This is a genomic window from Xanthomonas hortorum, assembly GCF_011305375.1.
In the GTDB taxonomy this organism is placed as follows: domain Bacteria; phylum Pseudomonadota; class Gammaproteobacteria; order Xanthomonadales; family Xanthomonadaceae; genus Xanthomonas; species Xanthomonas hortorum_E.
On sequence record NZ_VCME01000006.1, the window covers coordinates 225740 to 241271 of the forward strand.

Here is a 15532-nt window from a genome sequence, read left to right on the forward strand (position 1 = left end):
AAATTTCCGGCTTATTTAAGAATCGCAGGCATTGGCATGCTCAGAGACAAAGACCGCACGACCCTTGCGGCGACCATCGCCCGGTTCGCCCCCAGCGACGGTAACTATGAAACGGCCGTTCCAGGCCTGAAGCTGTTTCGCTATGCCCAACCGACCGTGCCCATGCCGTACGTGTACGAGCCTGGGATCGCGGTCGTTGCACAAGGGTCGAAATGCGTCGTTCTTGCCGACGAGATTTACGAATACGGCGTTGGACAGTCGCTGCTGACGTCAGTCGACCTTCCGGTCGTGTCTCGGGTATCGGAAGCCACCTCTGCTGAGCCCTACTTAGGAATGGCGCTGGCATTGGATACACGCAGCATCGTCCAACTTGCGACTGAGGCGGATCTGCCGCGACAGCGAACAGTTCCCGGCCGCGGACTGCTGATCGGCGATCTCTCGGCACACCTGCAGGACGCACTGCTCCGGCTGCTTCTATTGATAGATGAGCCGGAACACATTCCGCTACTCGCGCCGCTTATCCAGCGGGAAATCAGCGTGCGCCTATTAACCGGGCCCCAGGGTGCGCAACTGCGGCAACTGGTTGCTGCAGGGTCCCAGGTTCAGCAGATTGCGAAAGCAATCGCGTGGCTGAAGGAACATTACACCACCAGCTTTCCTGTCGAAGAACTGGCGGCACGCACGCATATGAGCCCATCCACTTTCCGCCTCCATTTCCGTACCGTCACTGGTATGGGGCCATTGCAGTATCAAAAGCAGCTTCGACTTCAAGAAGCCCGCTGGCTGATGCTCAATGAAGATGCTGACTCCGTGAGCGCCGCCATACGAGTCGGGTATGAAAGCGCCACGCAGTTCAGCAGGGAATACAGTCGCGCATTTGGGGCGCCACCTTTGCGCGACATTAATCGGCTGCGCCAGACGGTCCCGTTGCAGCGAGTCCTCAAATGAACTTAGCGCGTATTACGAACGCCACGACTGCACGCAGCAGATTCGGAGCGTCCGGGAAAAGCCTGCGCTTGTAGCATGGGGAGCGATTTGTCTGTAGCTAGGGCCAGTCGAATACGGAGATGGCTCGCCAACTGCCCACCGCCTCGCTAACAGCCACACCGATTAGTCGTGGAACCGCACACTCTCGACTAACGGGGCGCGCCCCATCCGCACATGGGCTGACGCGCCCGAAGCGTCTGGGTAGCCGAACGAGATTCCGAAGAGGAGTTTCATGTCGGCGTCAATGCCAAGGACCTTCCGGACGGGGTCAGCGAACAGCCCCAAGAGCGTTTGCGGGACACCGGCGAGTCCACGGGATGCAAGAGACAGCAGGAAGGTCTGTGCATACATGCCGACGTCCGATGCGACACGAACGCCATCCCCAGTCATCGGCATGAATAGGAAGGCGGCGTGGGGAGCTCCAAAAAAATTAAGGTTGTTACGCCACGCTTTGGCGCGCCCTTCCGAATCATTTCGTGCGATGCCCAAAGCTTCGTAATATGTCTTGCCTTGTTGCTTTCGGCGCTCCCCGAGAACGCCGGCATAAGCAGTCTCATCCCAACTGAAGTCCGGTGAATATCGGCTCCCTGCCTCCAGCATTGCGGCGCTAACCGCTTCGCGCGCGCGACAGGAAACAATGTGCACGCTCCAAGGTTGCGTGTTGCAGTTGGACGGCGCGCGCTGCGCGTCTTCTAGAACCCCTTGGATCTGCACAGGATCCACCGGTTGGGCAAGAAAATGGCGGGTTGAAGCCCGTGCACGCACAAGCTTCTCGAAGGATAGGTCAGTCATACAAACATCCATCTCTATGTGAAGACCTAATCTTATTACCTCCTTCAAAGTAGGTAAATTGGCTTATAGTGTTGTCACTAACAACCCGGGGTTGGCTATGGCGGACAGACTTACAGGCATGGAGGCTTTCGTTCTGACGGCAGAATCCGGCTCATTCGTGGCGGCGGCTTCGACCATGGGCATTTCCGCCCAGATGGTGGCCAAACATATCCAAGCACTGGAACAAAGGCTTGGCGTGCGACTGCTCCATCGAACAACACGGCGTCAGACCCTTACTGAGTTCGGCTCCGCATACCTGGAGCGATGCAAGTTGATTCTCGCTGAAGCGGACGCCGCGGACGCACTCGCATATTCCGCCCAAGTTGAGCCGCGAGGCACACTCCGGATCACTGCGCCGTACAATTTTGGGTCGCACAGTTTAGTTCCAGCGCTTACTAGTTATCTCGCTAAGTATCCCGGCACAAAGGTTGAACTCACCTTGACGGATCGCTTCGTGAACGTGATCGAGGAAGGTTTCGAGGTAGCCTTCCGCATAGGCGATACGCGGCTTGAATCCAGTAGTACGCTCGTATCGAGAACACTGAGGCCGTACCGTTTCATCGCCTGCGCATCGCCAGATTATTTAAAAGGTCGCGCAGTGATAGCGAATCCCGAAGACCTGTCAGAGCACGAATGTCTCGGCTACGTTTTTTGGGACCGGATGACAGATACCGAGTGGACTTTTACGCGAAACGGCAAGTCCTATTCAGCCAAAATTAACAGCCGCCTGAAGATCAATGACACCAAAGCGCAGGTCCGCGCAGCGCTCGGTGGGTTCGGGATCATCATGAGCGCTGAGGATATGGTCGGTGACCATATAAGCGAGGGCCGCCTGGTGCGTGTATTGCCGGACTACGACGCGCCATCGCGAGCGCTCAGCCTCATCTATCCCGCGGATAGGACTCAAACAGCGAAGTTGAAAACCTTCGTTAGCCACACCATGGATGCATTGGGTTGCTAGATCAGAGTCAGCAATTTCGATCATAGCCGTACAAGCGGCCGTTTCCTGCGCGGTCATCGCAATGGTGTCCGACTGGCTGGCAGGCCCGGCACTGTGCAGCGGCCGGTCGGTGCCGGTGCTGCCCGATCATCCCGTGGAGAACAATGAGACGATCTATCTCGTGCATCCGCGCGATTGGTTCCAGCCAAGACACGGGCGTTCGCCGAAAGGATCGCGGCGGCGCTTGGCACGAGGCCATAGCTAAGGCCAAGGATCAGCCGACTGACAGCCCTCTAGCCCGCCCGATTTCCCACGACACCCCGCCGCCGCGTACCGTCGCGGCAAGTTGCTGTCCCAACCGCTGCTCGATCACTGGCCGCCACGGCACAAGGCTGAACCCCATGCCGTCATCGAGCATCGCATAGCGTCCGCTGGCAAGCATGACGGAACGCCGGTAGACGCCGGCCACGCGCTTCCCGTCCGCCACGGGCCGATGCTCCAGGCCGGTTTCGGTGGCAATGTCCTTGGCGGCCTGCGTCAGTTCCCGGTTGCGCAACGTGCCCAGCAGGTTCCGGGCAAGGATCACGCGCTGGCCGCGCTTCTCGGCCAGCCCCTGTTCGGCCAGGAAGTCGGCGCGCTGCTGCATGGCTTGCTTGGCCTCGCTGCCAAAGCCCAAGTCGCCCAACCCTCGGCCGCCGCCGATCAGTTGCTGGTCGAGCCAGGTGGCCCCAATTACGCGGGTCTGCCGCTCGATGGGCAGGTGCGATTTCAGTTCCACCGCTACGCCACCCAACCGTTGTGCGTCGTACTGGCGACCTCGCTCGGCCAGGTCGTCCGGCACCTCCCATAGCCCTTCGGCCACGCGCTCCACGATGCCAGCGCGGCGCAGAGCTTCTAGCCGGCGGACATGGGCCGCGACGACTTCCTGCGGGTCGCGTCCGGCCTTGGCCCGGCCTTGCTCGATCACTAGGTGATGATCGGTGCGGTACAGGCCATCGCTCGCCAGCGCGGCGATGTTCTTGTCTGCGGCGCGCACCTCGGCGGAACTGCGCACCTCCACCACCGCGCCGGTGGGATAGTTCGTCAGTTCGTCGCGGGCGTTCAACGTGACGTAGTGAGCCTTCCCGTCCACCCCGTCGACGACCAGATAGCCGCGGTCGTGCAGCTCGTCGGCCAAGCCCTTTGCAGCCACGCGACCGACGATGCTGCGGCCGCTTCCATCTGCATCTTGGCCCGGTTCGAACACCGCCAGCTCACGCGGCCGGCCGCTCATGGCCCCCTGCATGGTGCCGATGATGTCGCCACGCTCACCCAGGGCGCGCAAGGTCTTCTCGGCATCGGCGTGAACAGCCCAGGTGCCGGGCTGCGTTTCGTCAGCCAGGCCCAGGCGCTGCAAGCGTTGCAGGCGGCCGATCAGCAGCAGGCGTTGGCGTTGCAGCCGGGGTTCGTTGAAGCGTTCGATCTGAACCAGGCCGTCCTCGCCGTCCTCGCCGGCCTCGCGTTGCAGCGTGCGGTCGAGGCTTGTCCACCGCTCCTGTTCCACCTCGCGCTGCAAGGTCTGCTGGATCTCCAGTTCGGTGCGTGGCCCCAGCCACTCCGTCGCCAGCTCGGCGGCACGATGGCGGAAGCCGTGGGCGATGTAGTCGCCCGCGATGATGAGGTCTTTGCCGGTGTCGTCGCGCCCGCGCACGATCAGGTGGGTGTGCGGGTTGTCGGTGTTCCAGTGATCGACCGCCACCCAGTCCAAGCGCGTACCCAGGTCGGCTTCCATCCGGTTCATCAGGTGCCGGGTGTAGGTGCGCAGGTCGTCCAGCTCGGCCCCGTCCTCCGGGGAGACGATGAAGCGGAAATGGTGCCGGTCGTCCTCGCAGCGTTCCTTGAAGGCGTCGAGGTCGGCTTCGTCGGTCTGCGGCCCATAAGCCCGACCCGGTTCGCCATCGCGGCCCGCGCCGTCGCGTTCGATATAGCGCAGGTGCTTGGCGAGTGACTGCGGGCTGGCGTTGCGCTGATTGACCAGTAGGGTCTTGATGGTCACGCGCCGCGACATGGGCGTGAGCTTCGCCCCGGCGAAGCGCGCCGCCGTATGGCCGCGCCCAAGCCGTGAGCCGGGCCGCTGGCCTGCGCGTGCGCCGCTGCCACTGGCTGCGGAATTGCGCATCGAAGACTTGCCTCTGCTGGATTTGCCAGTCTGCTTGAGCACCTTGGAAACGAAGCTCTGGCCCTGGCCCTTGCCTCGGTTCTTCGGGGCGCTCGGGCGCACGCGGAAATCGTCGTCGCGGCGGTCGGTCATAGCGGCGCTCCCTGCAAGCTCTGGCGTGTCCGGTCGTGCGAAGCACGCGGACATGCCTTCATTGGCGCGGGCCTCGCGCCCCACGCGGCACGGCGGCGAAGCCGGTCCGTGCCGCGCCACCCCCATGTGCAGATAGGCTTTCGACGCGGCCTGGTGCCGCGTCCTTTTGTCTTGCCTTCCGCCTTTGCCCTTCGCTGTCGCTCCGGGCGTCGGCGGCCCGGCGGCGCTGCGCTGCTTGCAGCCAGCGCGCCGGCGAACGCGCCAATGGCCGCAGGCCGGGCACGTTCGAGGCAAGACGCCTGCATGCTGGACGGCTGCGCCGGATGTTGCGCGAAGCGCGGCGCGAATGCGCCCGCGCTGTACGCGCGACGACACGGCGGCAGCAGCCGGAACGGCATGCCCGATGGCACGATGAGATGCACGGCAACGTGCAGCGAATCGGCGGCCATCATGGGCGTGTCTCCAGCCAGACCGGATGCGCAACGCCGATCACGGCGGATGCGCTAACCGGGCCGAAGTAGCGGCTATCGAACGATGCCGGATTCGTCACGCTCAACAGGAACAGCTCGCCCGGTTCGAGGCGGCGGCAAAGCTGCAAGGATGCCAACGGCCGGCCCAGCCGGTCGGCAGGCAGCACGGCGGCCGAAGGCACTCCGTCGATGCGAACCTGACGGGGGACGATGCAGACGTGTTGCGGCGCGACCGCGCCCACACGTTTGAGCAGCGGGACGTGAGCCGGCAGGTAGCCGCGCTGCGCAGCGAGCGTGGCGGCTCTGTCGGGCAGCGGCACCAACACGATGCTGTCCACGGACAGCGGACGTGGCAGCGAGGCGGTGCGCGGGTCGAACGGTTCGATGCGATACCAGCCGACCGCCACGCTGTCGGATGGGTTGTATGTCAAGCGCGGCAGCGGCGACACGAAAGCCGCCCAGGCCAGCGCAGCGAGGCCGCAGGCAGTCAGGGCCGCCAGCACGATGCGAGCGCGCAGGCGCGAGCGAGGACGCGGCGCGGGGCCGGTCGTAGAAATGCTGGTCATGGGAATGTCCTTCCGGCCAGCCAAGCGGCGTGCCGTTCGATGCTGTATTCGGGCAGCGGCAAGCGCGCCGCGAGCCGGTTGCCCAGCGTGCGCCAGTACGCGGGCGAGACGGCAGACGGGGCGATGCCCAGCGCCTCGATGCCGTCGATGCGTTCCAGCACGGCGCGCGCGCTGGCGTCACCCTCGGCGTGCAGCAGCAGGCGCGCACCGGGCTGCACGCCGGGGATGCGCTGCAAGGCATCCAGCGGCGTGCCAGCCTGCATCACCATGAGCTGCCAGCGGATCGTGCCGTAGTCGTTGGCCTGCCAGCGCACGCGGCAGAACATCGCACGTGGCAGGAACACCGCGCAGCGCCGCCAGCGGTCGAGCTGGAGCGTGCGCGCCGGTTCGCCGAAGCGCAGGTAGAGCTTGAATCGCGGTTCAATGTAGGCCAGCGATACGCGCGTCAGCGGCACGTTGCCGGCCTGGCCGGCGCGTACCGCGAGCGACGGCGCAGCCGGAGGCGATGCGGCAGCCGTGGCCGTGTTCGCGGCGGGTGCAGCGGATGCGTTCATAGCGTGTTCTCCGTGCGGGTCGGGAAACTCCCGTTCCAGCAAAGCGCGCAGCAGTTCGGCCACGGTCACGCCTCGCGTGAAGGCCGACACCTTGATGCGCGCCCGCATGGCGGGCGTAATGTCGAGGGTCAGGCGGGCCGTGTAGAGGTCGCCCTTGTTGAGCGCATCGGCGTCGCCCTGGCGAATCCACGCCTCAGCGTGCGGATTCGCGGGCGGACGCGCACCGATGCCGACGCGCTTGCTGCGTGGTGGCTTCGCGGTCATGTCGGCCACCGCAGCAGCTCGTCCACCAGTGCTGTGATCTCGCGTGAAGCGGCGCTGCCGGGCGCCGTCTCGCGTGCGAGCCGACCGGCGGCCACGCTGTCGGCGAAGACGATGCGCTGGCGCACTTCGGCACGCAGCGCCGGCAGCGGCTGTTCGGCCAGCGACTGCCGCGCCTCCCGACCGATCACCGTGGTGCTGACGCGCCGGTTGATGACGAAGGCCGCGCGCAGCGCAGGCCGAAAGACTTGCGCCTCGCGGATCAGCGCCACCATCTCTGCGCTGGCCCACAAGTCGTAGGGGCTGGGCTGCACCGGGATCAGCACGCGCTCGGCCGCCAGCAGCGCGGAGCGCGCCAAGGCGGCGATGCGCGGCGGCCCGTCGATGATGACGTGATCTGCGCGACGGGCGAGTTCTGGCGCTTCCTGATGCAGCGTTTCGCGGGCTAGGCCCACGGCGCTGAACAGCCGGGGCAAGCCTTGCTGGCTTCTGCGCTGCGTCCAGTCCAGCGATGAACCTTGCGGGTCAGCATCCAGCAGGATGACCGACTGCCCGCGCATCACCAGTTCGCCGGCGATGTGCGTGGCAAGCGTGGTCTTGCCAACGCCGCCTTTTTGGTTGAGCAGCGCGACGATCATTGCGTGACCCTCCATGCTGGAAAGCCAGGCTTTGCCTGCCGTGCGAAACGCTGTTCGCCGTGCCGTTCGGTGGTTGTCCACTGAATCGGCGCGCTTCTACTAAAAGTTAGAGATTTATAGTTAGGTAAGTTAGAGGGGACGCAAACCCGCGCCGTTATTGGCTTTCCGGCGTTTTTGTACTCCTGATAGCACGATAGGCGTACTCCCGATAGCACGATACCTGGTACTCCTGATAGCACGAGGCCGTCCACAGGCTTTCCCACAGTTATCCCCGTGCCGTGTGCGGCACGGGCCGGAAGGTCAGCAGTTCCAATCGTTCGTCGGGCATCGCCTCGATGCCGAGGACGTAGCCGGGCAGCGACTGCCGCGCGACCAGCGCGCGCAGGTCGTAGGCGAAGTCCGAGAAGCGCGCCGCGCTGCCGGACTTGCGGTGCAGGTGCCGAAAGTCGAATTGCCAGCCGTGTTCCTGCCGCCCGCCGTGCTTGCGCACCAGGCGGTACAGCCAGCGTTCGATGCCGCCCTTCAAACGGAAATAGGCCGGGTCGATAGTCAGCACCAGGGCAGCGTCGAGCACACCGGCATAGAACCAGTCCGGCAGGATCAGCTCGATGCCCAGCGGCACGCCGCTGGCGTCGGCCAGTTCGCGCCACTCGTTGATCCACGAGAAGCGATGCAAGCGCCTTCCCGTGGTTTCGCGGATAGACGTGGCCACGCTGGTCGATTGCAATCGGTCGAGCGCGGCCTTCAGGCGCAGGTAGTCGTTGAGCGACGTGCCGCGACCGATGAAACGCAAAATCTCGTAAGGCGTAGCGCGTATCCAGCGCGACGGGCGAATGCCCGCGTCGCGCGCCTCCACGATCTGCGAGGCGGCCCATATCAACACGTCGGCATCCCATATCGTGGCGATGCCGTGCTCGGCCGTGCCTTCCACGCGGATGGTGATGTTCCCGCTGCGGAAGTCGATCGGCGCCGTGCGCCGCGACTTCGCCAGCGAGAAGAACGGAAAGGCCATCAAGTCCTGGCTGTCGCGCGGCGCCATGCCGTCGCCCGGCAACGCGCGGAACATGTCGAGCTGTTCCCGCTGCTGCAATCGCTGCCCCGACGGCAGCGATGGGCTGGACATGACGATGGCCACCGGCGAGCCGACGATCAGCGGCCATCACGGTAGTCGCCCGCGTGACGCTCGGCATATTCCGGGTCGGACGTGGCCTCGTAGCTGCGCTGGTCGGCCCAGGCATCGAGGTCGGCCACCGCGTACATGACGCGGCGGCCGAACTTGCGGAACTTGGGGCCGCCACCGATCACGCGCTGCTTCTCCAGCGTGCGAGGACTAAGGCGCAGGTACTCGGCGGCCTCGTCGTTGGTCAGGTAGCGTTGGGGCTGCGCTGGCGCAGCGACAGCAGCGGCGGCAGACCGCAAGGGTGCGGGTCGCATGGTGTGAACCTCCATCGGTCGGCAAAGCCCGGCCACACAGCGCGGCCGGATGGAGGCAGTCTCAAGAAAGCAAGGCTTCCTGCTCAGGGACGTTTTGCAGGGGATGCAGTGCGTCCCTGTGCAACGGACGGAAGCTGTGCCAGGCGGCGATAGCCGCCGCGCATCAGCGCATCGCCCCGGCGCACCAGCCGGCGAACGCGGGCGCGCAAGGCGCTGTCCGCGTGCCAGTCGTCCGCGACCGCATCGGCGCCGAACAGCCCTTCGGCCACGTCGCGCAAGGACGCGCCCGCCAGGGTGCCGTCGAGCGCCTGGAGCGTGTTCAACTCCAGCAATGTGGCGAGTGTCGGTCTTGGCCGTGCCATTCCCGCGGGTAAGGTGTCGCCAGCGGTGGCCAGCTTGTCCAGCTCGGCCGCCAGTGCCTGATAGCGGACGCACGGTGTGGCGCAGGCGCGGATGGCATAGGCGTAGGCCATGCCATCCTCCAGGCCGGGAGCGATCACCAGCCGCAGGCAGCACCCCGGCCAGCGTGCCAGCACCACCAGGTGCTTGCCATCGTGGATCAGATGCTTCTGGCCTGGAATGCGCCAGAACTCGAAGGCCAACGCATCGGGTGGCGGGTCGGCATCCGGGTAGAGCTGAACCACTGTGTCGGCATCGGAGAACCAGATCGGATGCGCGTCGCGCGCATCCAGGGCAGGATCTTCCAGCAGGCGAAGCCCCCAGTGTCCGGCGGCCTCTGGCTGTCGGCGACGGCGCAGCCAGTCGCGGCGGTAGTCGGGGTGGCGGCGCAGGTATTCCCACGCCAGCGCGGGGCCGTCGAGGTGCAGCGTGTAGAGATACGCGGCGGTTGGATACCAGTGTTCGGCGCTCGGGTCAGCCATGACGCAACCTCCTGTAATTCAGCAGGAACGTCGCCACGGATTCCGCCATGCGGGAGCTATCGAGTCGCCATCAAGTCGTCATCGAGATCGGGGTAAGCTGTAACTGCTGGTGTCAAGACTGATTCGCTCCAGGGCATTGCGGAAATCGTCCGAATGCGACGGCTGCGCCGCCACGAAAATGGTGCGCAGCATGGAGCACCGTGCAGCAGCCCGCGCCAAAGATCATGACTGTTTCCAGCAGAAGCGCACCGCTTCGGTGCAAGAGTGTGGATTTAGACCTTCCGGGTCTTGGGTAAGACTGAAATAGTCAGAATGCGCTGTCGTTGGCTGGAGTTGGTCAGTCGGTGATCGAGCCGTTTTCCTCGGCCAGCCGCAGGTACTCCGACAGCAGCCGCGCCGGCTGGAAGTAGCGATCGCGCATCACAGGTTGCTTGTGCGGCCCGACGATGGACGCCAGATCGGACAGCTTCACATGGCCCAGGCAGGGCATGCCTATTCCCAAGTCGATCAGCCCCCATGCCGTATCGCCATCGACCGGATCGAGCGCGGCCAGCAGCCAGGTGGCGTGCGCGTCAGGAGTGAACAGTCGTACCGTCGGCATCGGGTCGATGCTCCGACCAGCGGTGCGTGCCTCGCCGACGGCGAGCAGTTGCGCCCGCTGTTCAGCGGTGACGAGCGGCTGGGTCATGAATCGAATCCCCACGCACCCGAGCATGCACGGATACGATTTTCCACCGAAGCGCGGAACCGCTGAAGCGGATGCGTGCTTTGGCGAGAAAGCACGAAGGCACAAGCCATCGAATCCGTATATGCACGGAAACGCAGAAGCGGAATTGTGGCGGTTAGGAAAGGCACGGACGCGACTCCCGATTCCGGCGAAATCTGCAGTTGCGGATTTCAGCAAAGACATAAAAATGAACACTATAGATTGTAGCCCTATAGGGCGCAACAGGTTGTCATTCTGGATTTTGGGGAAAGTTCAGAATGACAGCGTTCAAGCCATCGTTGCCCGATGCACTGCGGCGGATCAGAAAGGCGCGTGGTCTGAGCCAGGAGGCGTTCTCGGATGTGTCCAGCCGGACTTACCTCAGCTCTCTGGAGCGAGGGCTGAAAAGCCCAACATTGAATAAAATTGAAGATGTTTGTGCCGTGCTGGATGTTCACCCACTCACGCTTCTGGTCCTTGCGTATGCAGGTAGTGATCCAAAAAGCGTCCACGAACTAATGGATCACATTGCTCGGGAAGTCTCATCATTTTCCGATCCTCAGAATAAATAAAAGGAGGTGAGTCGTGTTCAAAATTACCGGACTGGATAAGCTTCAGAAAAACCTGAAAGATGCGCAGCGCGCCTTGAGCGAGTTGGACGGCGAACTGGGAGTCGTAAACTTTGATCCAAATGATCCCGCCAGCATTGAGGGCGCAATTCAATCGGTCAATCGAATGATCGACGAGCGCTTAGGGGAATATTCTTCGAACCCTATCGTTGGCCCTCTCGCAGAACAAATGAAGGAAAAGTATCGGGAGAGTATTCTTGAAAAAGCGGCCGAAGCTAGATTGAAGTCGGACGGGGATGAGTGATGGCTAAAGACTTATTCTCGGAAATAAACAATGCAGTTCTAGACTTGCAGTCCTCACAGCTTCAAACGTACGAAAGACCTCTCAAAAAATTGGCTCAACTGCTACGACATCCCGACCTTGAGCCATACAACGCCGAGCTCACGGAAGGTCTCGACGTTGAGGCGTTCATCGCTGAAAGTGAAAAGACCGGGGGCAGCATGGTTGGAAGCGCCCAGCTTGCTTGGCCAGATGAGCCCAAACAGGCGCTGGGGTTGACGTTGCTTTTAATCGAAAAGCTGGCGGCAGATCCCGGCTACGCTATTAACTTCGGACACCATTTTTTCTATTCCGGAAAAAAGGTCATTGCTGGAATCCACGCACTTACTGGTCAGCTAATCATTCCCTTTGTGAGAGATTACAAGAGTTATATCCAGGCCAAGGGGAGCACAGATGCCATGTTAAAAGCTCAATTTTCGCGTAAGGTCTTTATTGTTCATGGTCACGATGATGGTGCTCGTGAAACAGTGGCACGATTTCTTGAGCGAATCGGGCTTGAAGCCATCATCTTGCACGAACAGGCTAACCAAGGACGAACGATTATCGAAAAAGTGGTTGCTCACAGTGACGTTGGTTTCGCAGTAGTTCTGCTTACGCCAGACGATGAGGGCTGCGTAAAAGGAGGAACGCCTGAGCCCAGAGCCCGTCAGAATGTGCTTTTGGAGTTGGGGTACTTCATTGGTCGCCTGGGCAGAGACAAGGTATGTGCTCTCAAACGCGGGGCGGTGGAAATTCCAAGCGATTTCGCCGGTGTCGTTTGGGAGACGATGGATAGCGGCGGGGGCTGGAAACAGGCACTTGCGCGTGAGCTTGAAGCTGCCGGTCATAGCATCGACTGGAATAAGGTCATGCGTGCATAGAGTTGCGCCCCGCCGCAATGGGCGGGGCGCGGTGGGCGGCCGTCAGGCCGCCTTGGGCTTGCTGCGCGACCAGATCAGGTCGTGCGTGCCGTCCTCGTTCTCGATCAGGCGGGCATAGACCGTCGCCGGGAACGAAGGGTCATCGAGCGAAACCGACAGGTACGGACGATCGGCCTGGCTGGTCTTCTTCCACGCCGCGCCGATCTCGTGGCCGGCCGCCTGAAGGTGGAAGTCGGGGGCGTTCTCGGTGTCGCCCTTGTCGTTGGGAACCAGCTTGACCTTGACGTTGAGCGTCAGGGTGCGAAGCGTGCCGGTGAAGCCGTCTTTCTCTGCGGTGAAGGTGCCGATGTTAGCCATGATGTTTCTCCTTTCGGGTTGAACAAGGTCGCGCCAGTGCGTCCTTGTTGTGATCCGGCCGGCGGGGGATGGGCTGGCCGCACCGCGCAGCGGTCGCAACACCGTGGAGAACCTGGAAGCGAAAACAATTTTTGCCGAGAGGAATGCGCGCAGCGCAGGGGAAATTGTTTTCGCTGGAAGGTTGCGGCCATGAAGCCCAAGGCGCAGCCGTTCCCTCGCCAGGATTCACGACAAGCCAAGGACGCACCGGCCGCCCGCTCCCGAATGGAGACGTCGCCAACTCGGCATCCCCGCGTGACGGCTGCACTGGCTTGTGCTTTGACGCGGGCAAGGCCAATCTCCCAACGACAGGCGAGAACGCCCCCGCCGCCGCTTGCGGCGACGTACTTGAGGCGTGGCGTGGAAGTTCCATAGACAAGGCCGGGCGGCGTGTCGGTGAACCGCCCTTCGTGACGTAGAGGCGCGAACCGCCAGCGTCGAGGACGGCACGCCTTGGCACAACCTGCCGCAGCAAGCCGGGGCGTAGCCCCACAAGCTCCGCCCATTGCGGCGGGGAGCCATCGAAACCTTGCCCGCGCCAGCGGGCACCGATCGCCGTACCCCGCGCAATACACTTGCGCGCGCGCCGTCGCCGCCTGGTCGAAGGCGGCGACGGCGCGATTTTGCTGTGGACGTTGAAACCGGGCGCGGCAGACCTACCGCGCCCGGTTTTGGTGAAGCCCCGGCGCATCACGCCGGGGCCATGCTGCACCCTCACGCGGCGAGTGCGTGGGCCCCCACTTCGTCGGCGGCATCTTCCGACGCATCCACGTCCTGCGCATCTTCCTGCGGCTCCGTGTCGTGTCCGCTCTTGAACACTGCGGGCATCCAGCCCGTGCCATCGGCCAGCCGTTCCGCCTCGCTGGCAATGTCGCCCTTCTTCAACTTCGCCAGCCGGGTAACGTGCGACGGGGCGAACTCACCCACGGCTTCCAGAATCACCGCCTTGGAAACGTGCTTGAAGTAGCCTTCGGCAGTCGGCTTCCACCATGCGGCCATATCCAGCCCCACGGCCTGCGCCAGCCCCGCGCCCGGCTGGTGCGCCGTGGCGCGGGGCGTCACCACGTCCACGGTCGCCGCCACGCATACCGCCAGCAACCGCACCAGTTCGCCTTGCTCCATCGCCAGCAGCGCGGTGAACAGTTCGCGGCTGTCCTGCGGCAGCGTTTCGCACACGACTTGCTGCAACTCGCGCAGCGCCACGGCGGCGGGCGAATCGGGCCAGTCGGGGGCCATGCCTTCAAGTCGGTTTTGCACGGTCAAACGCACGCCCAGCGGCAAGTCGTGGCCGTAGTGGTTGTCCTGCGAAATGGTCTTCACCATGCCATGCACCAGCGCGGCCAGCGCGACGTGCGGATGCCGGGCGACTTCGATTTGCAACGCGGCGGTGCGGTGCGCGCTCAACCGCTGCGCCAGCCGGTCGGACAGGCTCGCGGCCTTGGGCTGCTCGGCGTCCTCGCTGTCGTCGTCGTTCCCAACTTCGCCTTCCGCGCTGCCGAAACCCTGCCGCAAGCGTTCCAGCGTGCGCAGTGCCTTCGCTTCGGCTTCGCGCAACAGCCCGCGATGAATCACGGCTGCTCCCTCGCGGTCGAGCGTGACGATGGCACCGGCCACGGCGCGCACGTCCGGGGCGTAGCCCTGCAAGGCATCCTCCACGGCTTGCAGTTCCCCGGCGATCTGTTCGCGGCGCGGTTCCAGCGCCTCGGTCTTGTCCTCGTCCCCGGCGTCGTAGGCTTCTTCCAGTTCGGCGTCGATCTTGTCGAGGCGGTTTTGCAGCGAGGCAATGCGCCGGGCTTCGCGGGCGGTCGGTTCGCGGCGCTGGCGCGGCGCGTTCTGGAACGCCTGCCGCTCGGCGTAGCTTACGTGCGGCACGGCTTCCACCCACGCCCAACCCTCGGCGCGCACGTCCTCGGCATGCGCGTCCAGCTTGCCGCGCACCAGCGTTTCCAGCAGTGCGGCGTCGGTCAGGTAGGTTCCGGCATCGCCTTCGGCGAACAGATCGCGCCGGATGCCACCGCTTGCCGCCGTGTACATGTCCAACCCGACAAAGCGCACCAGCGGATGCGTGGCGTCAATTTCACGCTCGGTCAGGCGCTCGCGCAGCGCGGATGCGCCTCGCTGCCACTCGGGCGCACCGTAGAACGCGGCTTCCTGCGCGGCGTGGTCGTCGGTGATGGTCAGGGCCATCAACTGTTCCAGCGTCACCGCGCCCGGATCGCCGCTGCGGTAGTCCGCCAGCAGACGCGGCGAGACGTTGGCCAGCTTCAAGCGGCGCTGCACCACGAGCGGAGACACGCCGAAGTCGGCGGCAATGTCCTCCACCGGACGGCCCTCCTTGACCAGTGCGGCGAACGCCTCGAACTGGTCGGCGGGGTGCATGTTCTCGCGCAACAGGTTCTCGGCCAAGCTCACGGTACGCGCCGAAGCATCGGGCACCAGCAGGCACGGTACTTCGTAGTCGATGGCGATGCGCTTCTTCTTCGCCAGCAGCTTCAAGGCGGTCAGTCGGCGGTCGCCCGCCACCACTTCGTATTGCTCGCCATCGGCTGCGAGGATGACAACGAGGTTTTGCAGCAGGCCGACGCGGGAAATGCTCGCGGCCAGTTCGGGGATGGACAGGCGCGGAGTCGTGCGCGCGTTGCGCTTGGAGCGGCGCGGCAGCAGTTGCGAGAGCGGAACCAAAATCAGGTTCTTGGTGGGATCGGCCACTTCCAGCGGGGCGGCAGTTTCGATGGCGATGGTTTCGGTTTGGGTAACGGCGTTCATGGTGATAACTCCAATCAGTTGAGGGATGCAGCAGCGAGAGAAG

Annotated in this window: 16 protein-coding genes and 1 pseudogene; 5 read left to right on the plus strand and 12 right to left on the minus strand. The window is 63.7% G+C overall.

Annotated features, from left to right (window positions below; genetic code table 11):
- The first annotated feature begins 36 nt into the window (after positions 1-36).
- Complete coding sequence (locus tag FFY45_RS07225) at positions 37-948, plus strand: AraC family transcriptional regulator (RefSeq protein WP_176339913.1); 912 nt, start codon at positions 37-39, stop codon at positions 946-948.
- A gap of 162 nt (positions 949-1110) precedes the next feature.
- On the opposite strand, the gene FFY45_RS07230 is transcribed toward FFY45_RS07225, so the two are convergent.
- On the minus strand, positions 1111-1779 hold the full coding sequence (locus FFY45_RS07230) for a nitroreductase (RefSeq protein WP_176339914.1): 669 nt from the start codon (positions 1777-1779) through the stop codon (positions 1111-1113).
- A 118-nt stretch (positions 1780-1897) separates the two neighbouring features.
- Here FFY45_RS07230 and FFY45_RS07235 point away from each other — a divergent pair, with 118 nt between their 5' ends.
- A complete protein-coding gene (locus tag FFY45_RS07235) occupies positions 1898-2779 on the plus strand; it encodes a LysR family transcriptional regulator (protein WP_217902486.1) in 882 nt (293 codons plus the stop codon).
- Positions 2780-3032: 253 nt separating this feature from the next.
- Here FFY45_RS07235 and FFY45_RS07240 read toward each other — a convergent pair whose 3' ends face one another.
- The 9 genes and pseudogenes from FFY45_RS07240 to FFY45_RS07280 form a co-directional block, all read right to left on the minus strand.
- Complete coding sequence (locus tag FFY45_RS07240; RefSeq protein ID WP_176339916.1) at positions 3033-5048, minus strand: relaxase/mobilization nuclease and DUF3363 domain-containing protein; 2016 nt, start codon at positions 5046-5048, stop codon at positions 3033-3035.
- 448 nt (positions 5049-5496) lie between these two features.
- Complete coding sequence (locus tag FFY45_RS07245) at positions 5497-6084, minus strand: S26 family signal peptidase (protein WP_176339917.1); 588 nt, start codon at positions 6082-6084, stop codon at positions 5497-5499.
- Complete coding sequence (locus FFY45_RS07250; protein WP_176339991.1) at positions 6081-6638, minus strand: DUF2840 domain-containing protein; 558 nt, start codon at positions 6636-6638, stop codon at positions 6081-6083. Before FFY45_RS07250 ends, FFY45_RS07245 begins: the two co-directional genes overlap by 4 nt.
- 3 nt (positions 6639-6641) lie before the next feature.
- Positions 6642-6902: pseudogene (locus FFY45_RS22510) on the minus strand (chromosome partitioning protein ParB); the annotation flags it as partial.
- On the minus strand, positions 6899-7537 hold the full coding sequence (gene parA, locus FFY45_RS07260; protein WP_176339918.1) for a ParA family partition ATPase: 639 nt from the start codon (positions 7535-7537) through the stop codon (positions 6899-6901). The gene parA and the pseudogene FFY45_RS22510, both read right to left, overlap by 4 nt.
- Before the next feature lie 265 nt (positions 7538-7802).
- On the minus strand, positions 7803-8660 hold the full coding sequence (locus tag FFY45_RS07265; protein WP_217902487.1) for a replication initiator protein A: 858 nt from the start codon (positions 8658-8660) through the stop codon (positions 7803-7805).
- Positions 8661-8686: 26 nt separating this feature from the next.
- Complete coding sequence (locus FFY45_RS07270) at positions 8687-8971, minus strand: helix-turn-helix domain-containing protein (protein WP_044422143.1); 285 nt, start codon at positions 8969-8971, stop codon at positions 8687-8689.
- An 83-nt stretch (positions 8972-9054) separates the two neighbouring features.
- A complete protein-coding gene (locus tag FFY45_RS07275; RefSeq protein ID WP_176339920.1) occupies positions 9055-9852 on the minus strand; it encodes a DUF2285 domain-containing protein in 798 nt (265 codons plus the stop codon).
- Positions 9853-10189: 337 nt separating this feature from the next.
- Positions 10190-10540, minus strand: coding sequence for a DUF2958 domain-containing protein (locus FFY45_RS07280; protein WP_014859394.1), 351 nt, complete (start codon positions 10538-10540; stop codon positions 10190-10192).
- 296 nt (positions 10541-10836) lie between these two features.
- Between FFY45_RS07280 and FFY45_RS07285 the strand changes: the two genes are divergently transcribed.
- Genes FFY45_RS07285 through FFY45_RS07295 form a run of 3 tightly spaced genes read left to right on the plus strand, consistent with a single transcriptional unit; the run spans position 10837 to position 12327 of the window.
- Positions 10837-11130, plus strand: coding sequence for a helix-turn-helix domain-containing protein (locus FFY45_RS07285; protein WP_079390835.1), 294 nt, complete (start codon positions 10837-10839; stop codon positions 11128-11130).
- A 13-nt stretch (positions 11131-11143) separates the two neighbouring features.
- Positions 11144-11431 carry a YuaX family protein gene (locus FFY45_RS07290; protein ID WP_014859395.1) on the plus strand — a complete coding sequence of 96 codons (288 nt, stop codon included), beginning with the start codon at positions 11144-11146 and terminating at the stop codon, positions 11429-11431.
- Entirely contained in the window at positions 11431-12327 is an 897-nt protein-coding gene (locus FFY45_RS07295) for a TIR domain-containing protein (protein ID WP_044422141.1), read from the plus strand. The genes FFY45_RS07290 and FFY45_RS07295 overlap by 1 nt, the downstream gene beginning before the upstream one ends.
- Positions 12328-12369: 42 nt before the next feature.
- On the opposite strand, the gene FFY45_RS07300 is transcribed toward FFY45_RS07295, so the two are convergent.
- Positions 12370-12684: a DUF736 domain-containing protein gene (locus FFY45_RS07300; protein ID WP_014859397.1), complete on the minus strand. Its 315-nt coding sequence runs from the start codon at positions 12682-12684 to the stop codon at positions 12370-12372.
- Positions 12685-13437: 753 nt separating this feature from the next.
- A complete protein-coding gene (locus FFY45_RS07305) occupies positions 13438-15489 on the minus strand; it encodes a ParB/RepB/Spo0J family partition protein (RefSeq protein ID WP_176339921.1) in 2052 nt (683 codons plus the stop codon).
- Positions 15490-15532 lie beyond the last annotated feature (43 nt).